The organism is Rhodococcus sp. BH4, assembly GCF_002079265.1.
Classification (GTDB): Bacteria; Actinomycetota; Actinomycetes; order Mycobacteriales; family Mycobacteriaceae; genus Rhodococcus_F; species Rhodococcus_F qingshengii.
The window spans coordinates 1914148-1929950 of sequence record NZ_CP014941.1 but is presented as its reverse complement, the minus strand read 5'-3'; the positions used below and the strand labels follow the sequence as shown (position 1 = coordinate 1929950).

Here is a 15803-nt window from a genome sequence, read left to right as displayed (position 1 = left end):
GCCCACAGCCTCTCTTCCACACCATTGCGCACCCGTGCGAGCCGAACGTCCGATTCGCAGCAGCTACCGACCTCATCCAACCTCGACGAGCCAGAACCACCCATTGTCTCCGATACATAGGTGACAAGAGAAATCCATACCCCGGTGTATCGATGGTTTTGTTGCAATTCGTTACAAATCGCCCAGCTCATCTACCCCCCGATCGCATTGCCGAAACGCACCGTTCAGACGCGGCGCGCGACACCTCTCCCCCTGGGACAATCAATTGCAACCGACGATCTACACCCCAACCCACATCAGTCACCTCGGACAATTTACAGGGCCGCCAGGTACTGGGTGTCTGAGCTCGAACAAGATTCGACAGTCGCTGATCGAGACTATCGGTACTCGCCGACAGACCGACGAAAGAACGCGCCGACCAGCGATCGGCGCGTTCTTCGATTTACGGTACGAAGCTTCAGGAAAAGCCCACACCAGTCACACTCTTCAGGTGCTCGCTGCTGACCCCTGGAGCTAGCTCCACAAGCTGCAGCCCGTCCGCGGTGACGTCGAGCACTGCCAGGTCGGTGATGATCCGGTTGACGACGCTCTGACCGGTAAGCGGCAGCGTGCAGGCCTCGACGATCTTGGGATTGCCGTCGCGGTCGGTGTGCTCCATCACGACGATGACGCGGCGGGCTCCATGGACCAGGTCCATCGCCCCACCCATGCCCTTGACCATCTTGCCCGGCACCATCCAGTTGGCAAGGTCACCGGTCTTCGATACCTGCATCCCGCCGAGCACCGCGGTGTCGATGTGACCACCGCGGATCATCCCGAACGAGAGGGCCGAGTCGAAGAACGCGGCACCAGGTTTGACGGTGACGGTTTCTTTACCGGCATTGATGAGGTCGGCATCGACCTGATTATCGGTCGGATACGGTCCGGTACCGAGGATGCCGTTCTCGCTGTGCAGGACCACTTTGACACCCTCGGGCAGGTAACTGGGGATCAGCGTCGGCAGGCCGATGCCGAGGTTGACGTACTCACCCGGCCGCATCTCGGCAGCAGCGCGAGCGGCCATCTCGTGGCGGGTCCAACCGATACGAGTTTCCTCTGCGCTGCTCACTTGGTACCTCCTGAGACGGTCCGCTTCTCGATCCGCTTCTCCTGTGGGCCTGTGTGCACGACCCGCGCGACGAACACACCAGGTAGGTGCACGTGTGCGGGGTCGATGTCGCCCGGCTCGACGAGGTTCTCCACCTGCGCGATGGTGATCCGGCCGGCCATGGCAGCAAGCGGGTTGAAGTTCATCGCCGTCTTGTTGAAGACGAGATTTCCTTCGGTGTCGCCGTAGTCCGCGTGCACGAGCGCGAAGTCAGCGGTGATCGCCTCTTCCAATACATACGTGCGGCCACCGAACACTGCCGTCGCCTTCGGTGGCGACGCCACGGCGATCGAACCGTCCGGGTTGTATCGCCACGGCAAGCCGCCCTCGGCGATCGGGGTGCCGACGCCGGCCGGAGTGTAGAACGCCGGGATGCCGGTACCGCCAGCTCGCAGCCGCTCGGCCAGCGTCCCCTGCGGCGTCAACTCCACTTCGAGCTCACCGGCGAGATACTGGCGCGCGAACTCCTTGTTCTCCCCCACGTACGACGCCGTCACCCTGGCGATCCGGTGCGCGCCGAGCAGAATGCCGAGACCGTAGTCGTCGACACCGCAGTTGTTGGAGAACACCTCGAGATCGGTGGCGTCGCCGTCGGCGATCGCCGCGATCAGTGCGTCGGGAATACCGCACAGCCCGAAGCCGCCCACTGCGAGCCTGGATCCGCTCGCGATGTCGGCAACTGCCTCAGCTGCCGTATTCACGACTTTGCTCATCCGTTAGTTCTCCTTCTGCTGAAAGATTCCGGCTCGGTGAAGAAGCTTCTCGGCGTGACGGAGAACGGGAGCGTCGACCATCTTGCCCTCGAACGCGAACACACCACGTTCAGTAGACACCGCGGCAAGCACTCGTGTGGCCCAGTCGATCTCTTTTTCCGAAGGTGCGAAGGCCCCGCGGATGACCTCGACCTGACTCGGATGGATCGCAACCTTCACGTCGAAGCCGACTGCGACGGCATCAGCGGACTCGACGCCCAGGCCGACGAGGTCCTTGATGTCGAGGTACACGGAATCGACAGCCAACCGGCCGTAGCTCTTCGCGGCCAGGAGAGACGTCGATCGGACGTGCTTGGCAACGTCGCGGTACGAACCGTTCGGGTGCCTGCTCGAATTACCGCCGAGACCGGCCACAAGATCCTCGGCTCCCCACATGACACCGATGGCGTTCGCAGCAAGCGCGATGTCGGCCACGGCGAGGGCTCCTCGCGGGGACTCGACGAGCGCAACCACGTCCGCCGGTGCGAGCGAGAGGACGTCCTCGGCCGATTCGCACTTGGACAGCATGAGACGCGAATAGTGTGAGCCGTCCAGCGCGATCAGATCGAGTTCGTGATCAGGTGTACCGACCGGATTGACGCGCACGACCGTCCGCTCCGGATCGAGAGGCGTGTCGATCAGGGCTGCACGTGCGGCTTCCTTGTCGGCCGGAGCCACACCGTCTTCGAGATCGAGGATCACGACGTCGGCAACAGCCGCGGCCTTCGCATAGCGCTCGGGACGATCCGCCGGGCAGAACAACCACGCCGGCCCCGGCGGCGTCCACGTCATGAGGACACCCCTGCCGGACGCAGTTGCACCAGTGTCTTGCGCGTGGCCAGTGCGACGACGTCACCGTGCTGGTTACGCCCGGTGTGCACGAGCGTCACGATGCCTTCACCTGGACGGCTCTTCGATTCGCGCTTATCCGCGATGAGCGTCTCGGCATACAAGGTGTCGCCGTGAAAGAGCGGCTTCGGGAAGCTGATCTCGGAGAAACCGAGGTTCGCCACGATGGTGCCCTGCGTCAACTGCGCGACGGACAGGCCGACGATGGTCGACAGGGTGAACATCGAATTGACCAGCCGCACACCGAATTGAGTGTCCTCGCTGTACGCGGCATCGAGATGCAACGCCTGCGTGTTCATCGTCAAAGTCGTGAACAGGACGTTGTCAGCCTCGGTCACCGTCCGGCCTGGGCGATGCTCGTAGATCGCGCCGACCTCGAACTCCTCGAACCAGAGCCCGCGCTGAGTGATCTTCTTGGGGTTCGTCACAGCCCTGCCTCACGAGCGATGAGCATCAACTGCACCTCGGTCGTTCCCTCACCGATTTCGAGGATCTTGCTGTCACGGTAGTGGCGCGCGACGGCGTACTCGTTCATGAAGCCGTATCCGCCGTGAATCTGCGTGGCGTCACGGGCGTTGTCCATGGCAGCTTCGGAGGAAATCAGCTTGGCGATGGACGCCTGCTTCTTGAACGGCTTGCCCGACAACATGAGTGCGGCCGCGTCGTAGTACGCGGTACGTGCGACGTGGGCACGAGCCTCCATACGCGCGATCTTGAACGCGATGGCCTGGTTGTGTCCGATGGGGCGACCGAACGCCTCGCGCTCCTTGGCGTACTTGATCGACTCGTCGACGCAGCCCTGGGCGGCACCGACGCTCAACGCGGAGATGGCGATGCGGCCTTCGTCGAGGATGCGCAGGAAGTTCGCGTAGCCGCGGCCGCGCTCACCGAGCAGATTCTCTTCGGGGACACGAACATCGGCGAACGTGAGCGGATGGGTGTCGGATGCGTTCCAACCGACTTTGTTGTACGCCGGTTCGGCCGTGAAGCCGGGCGTCGTGGTCGGCACGAGGATCGTCGAGATCTCCTTCTTGCCGCCGTCCTTGACACCCGTGACCGCGGTGACCGTCACGAGCTTGGTGATGTCGGTGCCCGAGTTGGTGATGAACTGCTTGTTGCCGTTGATGATCCACTCACCGCTGTCGAACTTCGCGGTGGTCTTGGTGCCGCCGGCGTCGCTACCCGCACCGGGTTCGGTCAGGCCGAAGGCAGCCAACGACTTGCCGCTGGTGAGCTGCGGAAGCCACTCCTGCTTCTGTGCCTCGTTACCGAAACGGTAGATCGGCATGGCACCAAGGGACACACCAGCTTCGAGAGTGATCGCGACGCTCTGGTCGACCTTGCCCAGCTCTTCGAGCGCCAGGCAGAGTGCGAAGTAGTCGCCGCCCATTCCGCCGTACTCCTCGGGAAACGGCAGGCCGAACAGTCCCATGTCGGCCATCCCGGCCACTACCTCGTACGGGAAGGTGTGGTTGGCGTCGTGCTCGGCAGCAACCGGTGCCACTACGGTCTTCGCGAAATCCGCAACCGTCTTGGCGAGCTGCTGGTATTCGTCCGGAAGCGCTCCGGTGGCAAGGTAATCGGACATCAGGCGTCTTCCTTCTGCGTCGTGTTCTCGGTCTTTACTTCTGCAGTCTCTTCGTCCGCGACAGGTACCACGCGGGCCAGAACCTGATCCACCATCACCTGATCGCCCTGACGGACAAGCACTTCCACGATCCCGTCGATCGGGGACGTCAAGGAGTGCTCCATCTTCATGGCCTCGACCACGACGAGTGGTTGTCCCGCGCTCACTGCCGCGCCGTTCTCGACGTTGACTGCGATGACGGCACCGGGCATGGGGCTGGCGATTTCGGCGTCACCGGCATGCTTGTCCTCACCGCGAACGCTGACTTCGGCAACCTCGCGCACGTGCCAGGTTCCGCCGCCTGCCAGCCACAGACCACCATCGGTCTCGGCGACGACAAACGTGCGTCGGCGTCCGTCGATCACCACCGCCAGTTCGGATCCCGTCAGGGTCGCGCTGAATGCGCGCGGCTGTGAACCTTCGACCTCGACCTTTGCATCCGCGGGAACGCCGACGATCGCAACGTGCGACGTTCGGGTGCCGGCGGCGAGCCTGATGCTGGTCGGAGCGGGAGTTCCGACGCGCCACCCACTCGGGACGTCCCAGGGATCAACGGATTCCGAAGTTGTCCATCGCGAGAGCCAGCGATACGCCGCGGCAGCAATGAGAACCTCGTCGGAGGCGTCGGCTGCGACAAAGTCTTCGACGCGACGATCGAGCAGACCGGTGTCGAGGTTGCCCGCGATCACATCCGGATCAGCGAGGAGGAACCGTGCGAATTCGATGTTGGTCACGACTCCGAGCACTGCGGTGTCACCGAGTGCGCGATCGAGCTTGCGCAGTGCGCCCGCGCGGTCGGGAGCGTGGGCGATGACCTTGCTGAGCATCGGGTCGTAGTCACTGCCGACGACGGTGCCCGCGAGCAGTCCGGAATCGACGCGCACGCCGGAACCTGACGGCTCGACCAGATCGACGACGCTGCCGCCGGTCGGCAGGAATCCACGGCCCGGATCCTCCGCGTACACACGAGCTTCGATGGCGTGCCCGGTCAGCGTGATGTCACTCTGGGAGAAGGCCAACTTCTCCCCTGCTGCCACACGGACCTGCCATTCGACCAGATCCAGTCCGGTCACCATTTCGGTGACGGGATGCTCGACCTGGAGGCGGGTGTTCATCTCCATGAAGAAGAACTCGTCCGGCTTGTCGGCGGAGACGATGAACTCCACGGTGCCGGCGCCGGTGTAATCGACGCTTCGAGCGGTGTTGCACGCTGCCGCGCCGATCCGGTCACGGGTCACCTGATCGAGCAGCGGCGAGGGAGCCTCTTCGATGACCTTCTGATGACGCCGCTGCAGGCTGCATTCGCGCTCACCGAGGTGAACGACGTTGCCGTGCTGGTCGGCGAGAACCTGGACCTCGATGTGCCGGGGCCGCAGGACGAATCGCTCGAGGAACAGGGTGTCGTCGCCGAACGACGACGCGGCCTCACGGCGGGCACTGCGAAGAGCCTCGGCCAGATTGGCCGGATCCTCGACCAGACGCATTCCCTTGCCGCCTCCGCCGGCCGAAGGCTTGACCAACACCGGGTAGCCGATGTCCTCGGCCGCTGCGATCAGTTCTTCGTCGGTCAGATTGGGGCGAGCGATACCCGGGACCACCGGTACGTCGAACGCGGCAACGGCGTTCTTCGCGGTGATCTTGTCACCCATCACCTCGATGGCGTGCTCGGAGGGGCCGAGGAAGGCGATTCCGGCAGCCGCACAGGCAGCCGAGAACGCCGAGTTCTCCGACAGGAAGCCGTAACCGGGGTGAATACCCTGAGCACCGGTGGACTTGGCAGCGTCGATGACCTTGTCGATGACGAGGTAGCTTTCACGCGCCGCGGCCGGTCCGATGTTGACGGCAGTGTCGGCCTCGCGGACGTGGCGAGCATTCGCGTCGGCGTCGCTGTAGACGGCGACGCTGCGAATTCCCAACTCACGCAACGTGCGGATCACGCGAACCGCGATCTCACCGCGGTTGGCCACGAGAACAGTATCGATAGTGCGCAACTCAGTCATTTCGCTCACATCCGGAAGACGCCGTAGGAGACCGGCTCGATCGGCGCGTTCGCGCACACCGAAAGGGCCAGGCCGAGAACAGTTCTGGTATCTGCGGGATCGATGACACCGTCATCCCACAGCCGCGCAGTGGAGTAGTACGGATTGCCCTGAGCCTCGTACTGCTCGCGGATCGGCGCCTTGAAGGATTCTTCGTCCTCGGCCGACCACGGATTACCCGCGCTGTCGAGCTGGTCACTACGAACCGTCGAGAGCACCGACGCGGCCTGCTCGCCGCCCATGACCGAGATGCGCGCGTTCGGCCACATCCACAGGAAGCGAGGTGAATACGCGCGTCCACACATGGAGTAGTTGCCGGCGCCGTACGAGCCGCCGATGACGACTGTCAGCTTGGGGACCCGTGCACACGCGACTGCCGTGACCATCTTGGCGCCGTGCTTGGCGATGCCGCCGGCCTCATAGTCGCGTCCTACCATGAAGCCTGCGATGTTCTGCAGGAACAGCAGCGGCACACTGCGCTTGTCACACAGTTCGATGAAATGTGCTCCCTTCATGGCGGATTCGCCGAAGAGCACGCCGTTGTTGGCGATGATGCCGACCGGGTGGCCCTCGATGTGCGCGAAACCGGTGACGAGCGTCTTGCCGTATTCAGCCTTGAACTCCTGGAACGCGCCACCGTCGACGAGCTTGGTGATGACCTCGTGCACGTCGTACGGAGTACGGGGATCAGTCGGAACGACGTCGTACAGCTCGCTCTGATCGGCGACGGGCGGAACCGTGGAGATGACGTCCCACGGGCGCTCGGAGCGGGGGCCGAGCGTGGCAATGATGTTGCGCACGATCCGAAGTGCGTCGCGGTCGTCCTCGGCCAGGTGGTCGGTGACGCCGGAAACCTTGGAGTGCAGGTCGCCGCCGCCGAGCTCTTCGGCCGTCACGATCTCACCGGTGGCCGCCTTCACCAGCGGCGGGCCGCCGAGGAAGATGGTGCCCTGGTTGCGGACGATCACTGCTTCGTCGCTCATCGCGGGCACGTAGGCGCCGCCCGCGGTGCACGAACCGAGAACTGCGGCGATCTGGGGAATCCCCTTGGCGCTCATGGTCGCCTGGTTGTAGAAGATCCGGCCGAAGTGCTCGCGGTCCGGGAAGACCTCGTCCTGGCGCGGCAGGAAGGCGCCACCAGAATCGACGAGGTAGATGCAGGGAAGGTTGTTCTGCAGCGCAACTTCCTGCGCGCGCAGGTGCTTCTTCACCGTCATCGGGTAGTACGTGCCGCCCTTGACCGTCGCGTCGTTGGCAACGATGACGCACTCGCGGCCCGACACACGTCCGATACCGGTGATGACGCCGGCGCCCGGGCACTCGTCGTCGTACAGGCCGTTGGCCGCCAGTGGGGACAGCTCGAGGAACGGGCTGCCCTGGTCGAGCAGCGAGTCGACGCGATCTCGCGGCAGCAACTTCCCTCTGCTCACGTGACGCTCGCGAGAGCGCTCGTTGCCACCCAGCGCTGCTTGCGCCAGTTTCTTCTTCAGTTCGTCCACCAGAACGGTGTGATCGGACCGGTAGCCCGATCCTTGCGTGATTCCACTGGGAGTCATCCCGCCGCCTTCGCCATGAGTTAATGCTCGATAACTGAAACTAGATTAACTATGATTAACTGAGTTGTCCAGAACACAAGCGAAGAAAGATCGAGAGAATGACCTCTGAGCAGGTAGCAGCTCCGACGCGACGCGATCAGATGAAGGCCGACCGTCGACGTCAGCTCTTGGACGCCGCCGCACGGTTGATCGCCGAACGCGGATTCGTGAGTGTGCGACTCGAAGACCTCGGCGCGGCCGTCGGCATCAGCGGCCCGGCCGTGTACCGGCACTTTCCGAACAAGGACGCCGTCCTCGTGGAACTTCTCGTCGGCATCAGCACGCGCCTGCACGAAGGCGGCTCTGCGGCAGCGGAGGCAGCGGACTCACCGAGCGCTGCTCTCGACGCACTGGTGGAGTTCCACCTCGACTTCGCACTGGGCGAGCCGGACCTGATCCGCATCCAGGACCGCGACCTCGAAAGCTTGCCGGCCGACGCGCGTCGACAGGTACGCCAGACGCAGCGCAAGTACGTCGAGGTCTGGGTCGGGGTGCTCGAGCAACTCGATCCCCAACTCGATCAGGCGGACGCACGAATCAAAGCGCATGCCACCTTCGGTCTGATCAACTCGACCCCTCACAGCGCCAACCCCGCTTCGCCGGCACGCGCGCGTCGAGTCCTGCGGGATATGACGCTCGCCGCACTGCGCACCCACTGAAACCGGACACGGCACAATCGGTGGCAGACTGGTTACACCAGCTAACAGATGAGGGTGCCGAACGTGGAAGACAGCAGTGGGGTCAGCAGGGCCGATTTCGCCGAACTGCGGACCGAGTTCTCCCGCTTCATGATGTTGTACCAATTCGGAATCTCCGAACTTATGACCAAGGTGAACATCCTCAAGGACGAGTTCACTCACATCAATCAGTACAGCCCCATCGAACACGTCACGTCACGGGTCAAGTCGCCGGACAGCATCCTGCGTAAGGCTCAACGCCTGAACATCCCGCTCACGATCGACGACATCTCGAAGAACATCTTCGACATCGCTGGAGTACGTATCACCTGCAGCTTCATTTCCGACACGTACCGAATCGCCGAGATGCTCACCAGCCAGACGGACCTTCGGGTGATCGAGCGCGAGGACTACATCGCCGATCCGAAACCCAACGGCTACAAGAGCTTGCACTTGATCGTCGAGGTCCCGGTTTTCATGAGTGACCGCGTCAGGCACGTACCGATCGAACTTCAGATCCGCACGATCGCAATGGATTTCTGGGCGAGCCTCGAGCACAAGATCTATTACAAGTACAACCGCGAGGTTCCCGTCGAACTCCTCGACGAACTCACCGAGGCTGCTGCCGCGGCACACCGCCTCGACGTCAAGATGGAACGACTCAACGACGAGTTCGCCAAAATCAAAGCGCTACCGCATCCTGACGACGAAATCCTCGAGCAGGATCTGCCGGCGCAGTTCCTCGAGGCGCTGCATCTTCAGCGACGGGCGCTCTGAATTCGGTCCCCCTCCCCTGAGCGAACGCGCCTTTCGGCGCATCTGAGGCGACGAAAGTGCCGTTCGCTCACAACTGGGGTCGGACAACTAGGGCAAACAAAAAGAAGTGCGCCCTCCCGAACTTCGGGAGGGCGCACTTCTCGAATTGGGTCGGCTTGCTATTTCTTGCCCGTGACGGCGCTGTAGCCGATCGAGAGCACGGCCGCCGCGGCGATGCTGATGATCCAGCGGATCCAGTCGATTCCACCCGTGTCGCCCTTGTCCGAGATCGCTCCCCAGACCCAGTACCCGATAAGCGCTCCGGCGATACCCAGCACGACGGTCACGATCATGCCGTACTGCTGCTTACCTGGCAGTACGAGACGAGCCAGGATTCCGATGACTGCGCCGAAAATGATGGTTCCGATAATTTGCCCCATGACAGCCCCTCTCACACGTCGTGCATGCACGCGGACGGAAGATCACCGCTCAGGGAAACAATAACCACAGTCACACACAACTGTCGCTTGTTGACCGAATTGTTGTCCGAGATGCAACCTCGACGCGTTACATCCACGACATTCGCGAGTTATTTTTTCGCAATCAAGCGGACCTACCGTTCCCATCCATGCCAACTTCCGTAAAACTGCCGAACAGCGAGCTCGCGCGACTCGCCAACAAGCCGCCCTGGTACCGATCACTGTTCGTGCAATTGATCGCCGCTATCGTCATCGGTGTTCTCATCGGCTGGTTGTGGCCGGAATTCGGCGCGAACCTCAAGCCCCTCGCCGACGGGTTCATCAAGCTGATCAAAATGCTGATCGCGCCGATCATCTTCTGCACCGTTGTGATCGGGATCGCCCACGTCGGGGATCTGAAGGCCGTGGGGCGTATCGGCGTCAAAGCACTCATCTACTTCGAGGTCGTGACCACCTTCGCCCTGTTGTTCGGGCTGCTCATCGGAAATCTGATGAAGCCGGGTGCGGGATTCGACATCGATCCGGAGACGCTGTCGAACGGTGCGGACGCCGTGGCAGCCAAGACCGGAAGTGGCGAACTTCCCCACACCGTCGAATTCCTGCTCAATATCATTCCGGTGTCGATAGTTTCGGCCTTCGCCGAGAACGCACTCCTCCAAGTCCTCTTCTTCGCCGTACTGTTCGGGCTCGCATTGGCCAAGGCGGGTGAGAGTGGACCACCGATCGTGTTCGAACTCGTCGATCGTCTGAGCCATCTGTTCTTCACGATCATCGGCTGGATCATGAGACTGGCGCCGTTGGGCGCTTTGGGCGCGATGGCGTACATCGTCGGTCAGTACGGGATCGCTTCGCTCGGAAGTTACGGAAAGCTGATCGCCGCATGCTATCTCGCCGCCGTCCTGTTCATCCTCATCCTGGCCGCGATAGTCAGGTACTTCGCGGGCGTGAACCTGTGGAAATTCGTCAAGTACATCAAGGACGAACTCTTCCTCGCTTTGGGAACGGCGTCGACCGAAGTAGTTCTGCCCCGAATCATGGTCAAGCTCACCAACGCCGGATGCTCGCGCACTACAACAGGATTGGTGGTGCCTACCGGCTACTCGTTCAATCTCGACGGCGCAACGCTGTACCTGTCGATCTGCATGCTGTTTCTGGCGCAGGCACTCGGCGTGGACCTGACACTCGGTGAACAGATCACTGCCGTCCTGGTTCTGATGCTCACCTCGAAGGGAATGGCCGGCGTGCCGGGATCGTCATTCCTGGCGCTGTCGGCCACCGTGGCCGCAATCGGTCACGGCGCAATTCCCGTCGCCGCAGTCGCTCTCCTACTGGGCGCCGATCGAATCATGGATTCGATGCGGGTGTCGGTGAACCTGCTCGGGAACTGTGTCGCAACCTTCGTGGTCGCCAATTGGGAGGGGCAGCTCGACAAGGAGCGCATGCGCCGAGTGCTCGACGGAGAAGACGTTCCACCGCTCGAGGAAGTCGATCCGATCGCGGGGAAAACCGTTCCGGCACCCGAAACCGAAAGCATCCTGACCCGATAGGTAGGTGCCGGCTGCTGTTTGCACATCGGAAATCGGTGCTGAAGAGTCGCGGGGGGCAGACTTCACTGGAAAATCCAGACCGACAGCTACAAAAGCAAATATTTGCAGATGGCGACAACCTTGCCGTCAGGGGTCCGTTGAATCTACAAATACGACACTTGCGCTGCACCGACTCCACTTCACTGAAAAGCAACTTGCGACATCCAGATATTGCCCGGCGGTTGCCGCAGTGGCGATTCACAATTCAGCGAACGGGCAGCATTGTATTTGCCGAAATTAGAAGGACTAAAGTCCGGTGTTCGACCGACGAATAGACTCGAGTGGGTAAAAATCAATCAGTTCCGAAAGGCTTATTCTGCATGCATTTATGCCATGCCAGCTGCACTTATGCTGATAGTTTCCCGCAATAAGCTGTTGCGGGATCGATCATATGGCCCTCGGTTCAAATTGTCCGAATGGTCACCTATTGCTATCGTAACCTTTGCGAAGGACTGGACCCGATTGCCCAGCAAAGGAATACAGTGACCGCATCCATGCAGGATATTGAACACTTGTCCACTAATCGACTTTCGGTGGTTGTTCCGGTATTCAACGAAGAGAACGCGGTTTCCGGCTGCATCGAGCGTCTACTGACCCAGTCGGAAATCGATGAGATTCTGATTGTCGACAACAACTCGACGGACGGTACTGCATCGATCATCCAGGAGTTCGCCGAGAAGTACGACAAAGTCAGATATGTCTTCGAGGCCCGCCAAGGCGTCGTACACGCCCGGAACGCGGGCTTCGACGCCTCGACCGGCAACATCATCGGTCGTATCGACGCGGACACACGGGTACAACCGGGATGGGCAGATGCGGTCAAGGGTTTCTTCCAACGCAGCACCGCTCATTCAGCGGTTGCCGGACTCACCTACCTCTTCGAATCGCCGTTTGCTCGAATCCACCGCTACGCACTGGACAGGCAGGTGAAACAGGGGAAGTTCGATTGCGAACGTCAAGTACTCGCTGTCGCCGGAGCGAACATGGCGATCAGAAAAAGCGCATGGTTGTCGGTCCGCGAGCAAGTCAGTGACCGGCCGGACATCCACGAAGATATCGACCTTTCACTGTGCCTTCGGGAGGAAGGGATGACGATCGGTCAGATCGCCGACATGCGAGCAGAAACGTCCGGTCGACGCGGTGAAACCCCTCCGTTGGAGTACCTGAAGTACAACCAAGCATCCGAATCGGTTCTGCACCTTCACAACATCATGAATTGGCGCCTCAAACTGACCATCTGGGGCGACTCGATGCTCCACGCGCTCGTGTGGCCCGTCTACCGCATCTACAACTTCGAGCAGGAGCGCCTGGAGTTCAGGCGCTTGTTCGGCATGTCGAAAGGTCGAATCATGCCAGTTCACCAGTAACCCATCGAATTTCGCTAATCACCGAAGGTTCGCAGCCACCGAATTTCACGACAGTTTCAACGCCGTGATGCGGTCTTCACTGGAACGCAACAGCACCTTCTCCCCCGCCCACAGCTCGCGCGGCATCACCCAAGGCGTGAACTCGTCGTCCCCGTCCTGGACGACTTGGACCTCCCAACTACGTTGGCCGGTCCTGACATCTGTTCCGTAGACGTTTCCCTCGTCGATAACGACATCGCCGTGCCAGACAACCTCCCCGGCGCGCTCGGCGTTCGATCGCCACAGGACCTCACCGGTGAAGAGGTCCACGAACTGGACCTCGGGCTCGGAACTGGAGCGGGTCACGGCGATCACGTTGCCGATCACCGCCAACGACTGTGCGGTGTCGAAGACTTCACTGTTGGACCACAATTTCTCGCCCGAAGTCCGGTCGAAACCGCTGTGTCCCAGAATGATCGGAGTCGATCCTCCCGCCGGATCATCTCGGCTGTATCGTCCGCCGTAGTACGAGGACTCCGAGGGCAGTTCGTCCGTCCTGGCGAACTCGCGCCCGTTCTGATCGAGCGCGTACTCACTTGTCGGACGGCCATTGCCTTCGCAACCGCCATCCGACACCAATGTCACCCCGTCGGACGATGTGTGCGCGGTCGAACAGGTGGAGTAACCGTGTACCCACCGCTGTTCGCCGGTCTTCAGGTCGAATCCCAAGGACTCGTCGAGAGCGATCACGCCCAGGTCGCCGTGAACCGACATCACCGGATCGACGTATCCGGCTTCCCACGATCCACCGATGTCGAACGCTTTGGACCAGTTCGCTTCCGGATCGTCGACGGTTCCGCTGTGCACGCGAACGTCGTTGCTCTCGATATCACCTTCGAGCGCGAGGACGGTGTCGCCCGAGACAACCGCGACGATCGGCGACCACGGTGTCTTGATGTCTCGCCGCTCTCCCGTCTCGATGTCGAACAGCGAGTACGAACCACCGGATACGTACGGCCCGGAGAAACACAGCACCGAACTGCCGAGCAGAGTCTCGGAGCAACCACCGATGTCGACCGCCGACGTGCGCCAACGAACTGTGCCATCTTCGGCGTCCAATCCGACCAATTCTGCGTCGTCCAACGAATACGCCTGACGATCCGGCATACCGATCATCGTGACCACGAGTGATCCGGCGTCGATGAATCCGCCCATGTCCATGTTGAATTCGGTTCCAACAAGTGGGCTCCGGAAGATCGCGAACTCGCGCCCGAGAATCTCGGAGGCCTCGACGCTCCATAGCGGCGACGAGATCGCTGTCGGTTCGGAACTCGTCGACGTGACCACCGTGGCGATGGCGGCAGTGACGGTGACTACGGCTGCGGCGGCCGCGATCCGAAGTCGCGATTTCGGGGAGAATCTGGTGGTCATCGAATCTCCAGGCCTTCGGTCGTCGCGAGAAACTCCAACTGCGCGAACGTCATCGGATCGTTCGGGATCGCAGCCGACGACGAAACCGAGACTTGGGTCCCATTCGGGCGGGTGACGACCACCGACCTGCTCGTTTCCTGCGTCGATTCTGCTTTCGAGCCGTCATTTGTCATGGGCACGGTCGCGTAGTTCCGTTCGTCTCGCTCGATCACGGATCCATCCGGTCGCGTCACGACCTCCAAGGGGTGCCCGTCGTAGGAAGGGTCGTATTTGTTGGGCTCCGTAGGGAGTGGTTGTCCGCCGGTAATTGTCATGTTGAGCGTCGACTCGCTGTCTCCCGTCCGGGTGAGAAGTCTCTGACATGCAGTGGACTTGTCATTCTCCGCCACCGTCAGAGTGCCCGGTCCGGTATCGAGAATCGGAAAACCCGGAGGTACAGCGCGCCATCTGACTTCGAGTACCGCGTTGAGACGTTCGATCGTCGCGCGACCGAGTTCGGCCACGTCGCCAGAGTCTCGGGGGATCCCGTGGCACCCGGGCGAAAGCGGTGCCGTACCCGGCGGAGCAGGCGTCGTGATTCGCAGTTGCGGCAGGCTGACCAAGGACACCAGTTCGTCGATGGTCAGTGGAAGCGCGCCGCTTGCCTGAACCTCGGCGCCGACTCGATCGGCAGTGTCATCGAGATAGGCGTGAACTCGTGTGCCATCGATGCCGTAAAGGAACGCCGAACGAGAGAGAGTGCGTTGTCCGTTGATTTCACTCCACGAGTCCTGCACGTCCACAACTGAACCATCCGCGAGTGAGCGACGTTCGACGAGAGAACCGGCAATGCACGGAGGAACCGGCGACTTACTGCTGTTGACCGAGACCGACAGTCCACCACTGGCCTCGCCTCGAAGTATTGTCGCCGACGCATCAGTGGACGCCAGATCCTCGATCGTCCATCCCTCGGGCAACTCGTCCGAGGTCGACGGTGCCGAGATCGGACCGAACTGGAGTAATCGGCTCGGGCTGGCGAACTTCAGCTCGACATCTTTCGGGAGCGCCTGCTTGACCGCTTCCGACATCGCGGCGGCCTTGACACTCGAGAACCACGGAAAGCGTGGATCGTCGTACGTATCAGATCCGTCGAGAATATAGGAGAAGAACGAATCCTCCTCCGGCGCTTCGACACTCTCACAACCCGGAATCGTGGTCGGGTACACCGCGCTCGGCGTGACGTACGAGAATTCAGGCACGTCTTCCGCCGGAATCTCGTCCGGTGTGGACGTCATGGTGATCGAAGATGACGCAGCTACCGAGATGTCATCGGACGGCGAACTGCTCCACCGATCCACCAGCCCGGCAACCACTGTCCCACCGGCGATCAGGGAGACGACCGTCAGCGCGAAGGTCCACTTCTCGGCCCGCTTCAAATCGGTTTGCTCCTTCGACACGTACCCTCGCAGTCACCGTCACGGCTCGCCCCCGATGCGCGTCGCCTCTGGAATTCCTGTCGCGATCACAGCAATTTCTGTTA

The 15803-nt window shown here is 61.5% G+C and carries 14 protein-coding genes; 4 read left to right on the top strand and 10 right to left on the bottom strand.

The window, feature by feature from the left end:
• Positions 1-457: 457 nt before the first annotated feature.
• The 7 genes from A0W34_RS09130 to A0W34_RS09100 are packed head-to-tail and all read right to left on the bottom strand — an operon-like array spanning position 458 to position 7970.
• Positions 458-1063: a 3-oxoacid CoA-transferase subunit B gene (locus A0W34_RS09130; protein WP_198035706.1), complete on the bottom strand. Its 606-nt coding sequence runs from the start codon at positions 1061-1063 to the stop codon at positions 458-460.
• A 41-nt stretch (positions 1064-1104) separates the two neighbouring features.
• Positions 1105-1860 (bottom strand): CoA transferase subunit A, encoded by a 756-nt coding sequence (locus A0W34_RS09125; RefSeq protein WP_007730192.1) that lies wholly within the window; start codon positions 1858-1860, stop codon positions 1105-1107.
• 3 nt (positions 1861-1863) lie between these two features.
• The gene (locus tag A0W34_RS09120; protein WP_081557579.1) at positions 1864-2691 is read right to left on the bottom strand and encodes an HpcH/HpaI aldolase/citrate lyase family protein; all 828 of its coding nucleotides are present in this window, start codon (positions 2689-2691) and stop codon (positions 1864-1866) included.
• Positions 2688-3176 carry a MaoC family dehydratase gene (locus A0W34_RS09115; RefSeq protein WP_081557578.1) on the bottom strand — a complete coding sequence of 163 codons (489 nt, stop codon included), beginning with the start codon at positions 3174-3176 and terminating at the stop codon, positions 2688-2690. The genes A0W34_RS09120 and A0W34_RS09115 overlap by 4 nt, the downstream gene beginning before the upstream one ends.
• On the bottom strand, positions 3173-4336 hold the full coding sequence (locus A0W34_RS09110; RefSeq protein ID WP_007730190.1) for an acyl-CoA dehydrogenase family protein: 1164 nt from the start codon (positions 4334-4336) through the stop codon (positions 3173-3175). The genes A0W34_RS09115 and A0W34_RS09110 overlap by 4 nt, the downstream gene beginning before the upstream one ends.
• Positions 4336-6375 carry an acetyl-CoA carboxylase biotin carboxylase subunit gene (locus A0W34_RS09105; RefSeq protein ID WP_081558771.1) on the bottom strand — a complete coding sequence of 680 codons (2040 nt, stop codon included), beginning with the start codon at positions 6373-6375 and terminating at the stop codon, positions 4336-4338. Before A0W34_RS09105 ends, A0W34_RS09110 begins: the two co-directional genes overlap by 1 nt.
• Positions 6376-6380: 5 nt before the next feature.
• On the bottom strand, positions 6381-7970 hold the full coding sequence (locus A0W34_RS09100) for a carboxyl transferase domain-containing protein (protein ID WP_042453308.1): 1590 nt from the start codon (positions 7968-7970) through the stop codon (positions 6381-6383).
• Positions 7971-8068: 98 nt separating this feature from the next.
• Here A0W34_RS09100 and A0W34_RS09095 point away from each other — a divergent pair, with 98 nt between their 5' ends.
• Entirely contained in the window at positions 8069-8668 is a 600-nt protein-coding gene (locus tag A0W34_RS09095; protein WP_003941968.1) for an SACE_7040 family transcriptional regulator, read from the top strand.
• A gap of 48 nt (positions 8669-8716) precedes the next feature.
• Entirely contained in the window at positions 8717-9463 is a 747-nt protein-coding gene (locus A0W34_RS09090; RefSeq protein ID WP_019744227.1) for a GTP pyrophosphokinase, read from the top strand.
• 158 nt (positions 9464-9621) lie between these two features.
• Here A0W34_RS09090 and A0W34_RS09085 read toward each other — a convergent pair whose 3' ends face one another.
• On the bottom strand, positions 9622-9882 hold the full coding sequence (locus A0W34_RS09085; RefSeq protein ID WP_003942027.1) for a GlsB/YeaQ/YmgE family stress response membrane protein: 261 nt from the start codon (positions 9880-9882) through the stop codon (positions 9622-9624).
• Between the two features lie 188 nt (positions 9883-10070).
• Here A0W34_RS09085 and dctA point away from each other — a divergent pair, with 188 nt between their 5' ends.
• A complete protein-coding gene (gene dctA, locus A0W34_RS09080) occupies positions 10071-11468 on the top strand; it encodes a C4-dicarboxylate transporter DctA (protein WP_058227527.1) in 1398 nt (465 codons plus the stop codon).
• Between the two features lie 533 nt (positions 11469-12001).
• Complete coding sequence (locus A0W34_RS09075; RefSeq protein WP_063892130.1) at positions 12002-12874, top strand: glycosyltransferase; 873 nt, start codon at positions 12002-12004, stop codon at positions 12872-12874.
• Between the two features lie 45 nt (positions 12875-12919).
• On the opposite strand, the gene A0W34_RS09070 is transcribed toward A0W34_RS09075, so the two are convergent.
• On the bottom strand, positions 12920-14284 hold the full coding sequence (locus tag A0W34_RS09070) for an outer membrane protein assembly factor BamB family protein (RefSeq protein ID WP_058227517.1): 1365 nt from the start codon (positions 14282-14284) through the stop codon (positions 12920-12922).
• On the bottom strand, positions 14281-15720 hold the full coding sequence (locus A0W34_RS09065) for a hypothetical protein (RefSeq protein ID WP_058227516.1): 1440 nt from the start codon (positions 15718-15720) through the stop codon (positions 14281-14283). Before A0W34_RS09065 ends, A0W34_RS09070 begins: the two co-directional genes overlap by 4 nt.
• Positions 15721-15803 lie beyond the last annotated feature (83 nt).

What these genes read in the sequence shown, in the direction of transcription:
- A0W34_RS09130 (WP_198035706.1), bottom strand. Translation starts at nt 1,063, where the DNA reads ATGGCCGCTCGCGCTGCTGCCGAGATGCGGCCGGGTGAGTACGTCAAC.
- A0W34_RS09125 (WP_007730192.1), bottom strand. Translation starts at nt 1,860, where the DNA reads ATGAGCAAAGTCGTGAATACGGCAGCTGAGGCAGTTGCCGACATCGCG.
- A0W34_RS09120 (WP_081557579.1), bottom strand. Translation starts at nt 2,691, where the DNA reads ATGACGTGGACGCCGCCGGGGCCGGCGTGGTTGTTCTGCCCGGCGGAT.
- A0W34_RS09110 (WP_007730190.1), bottom strand. Translation starts at nt 4,336, where the DNA reads ATGTCCGATTACCTTGCCACCGGAGCGCTTCCGGACGAATACCAGCAG.
- A0W34_RS09105 (WP_081558771.1), bottom strand. Translation starts at nt 6,375, where the DNA reads ATGACTGAGTTGCGCACTATCGATACTGTTCTCGTGGCCAACCGCGGT.
- A0W34_RS09100 (WP_042453308.1), bottom strand. Translation starts at nt 7,970, where the DNA reads ATGACTCCCAGTGGAATCACGCAAGGATCGGGCTACCGGTCCGATCAC.
- A0W34_RS09095 (WP_003941968.1), top strand. Translation starts at nt 8,069, where the DNA reads ATGACCTCTGAGCAGGTAGCAGCTCCGACGCGACGCGATCAGATGAAG.
- A0W34_RS09090 (WP_019744227.1), top strand. Translation starts at nt 8,717, where the DNA reads ATGAGGGTGCCGAACGTGGAAGACAGCAGTGGGGTCAGCAGGGCCGAT.
- A0W34_RS09085 (WP_003942027.1), bottom strand. Translation starts at nt 9,882, where the DNA reads ATGGGGCAAATTATCGGAACCATCATTTTCGGCGCAGTCATCGGAATC.
- dctA (WP_058227527.1), top strand. Translation starts at nt 10,071, where the DNA reads ATGCCAACTTCCGTAAAACTGCCGAACAGCGAGCTCGCGCGACTCGCC.
- A0W34_RS09075 (WP_063892130.1), top strand. Translation starts at nt 12,002, where the DNA reads ATGCAGGATATTGAACACTTGTCCACTAATCGACTTTCGGTGGTTGTT.
- A0W34_RS09070 (WP_058227517.1), bottom strand. Translation starts at nt 14,284, where the DNA reads ATGACCACCAGATTCTCCCCGAAATCGCGACTTCGGATCGCGGCCGCC.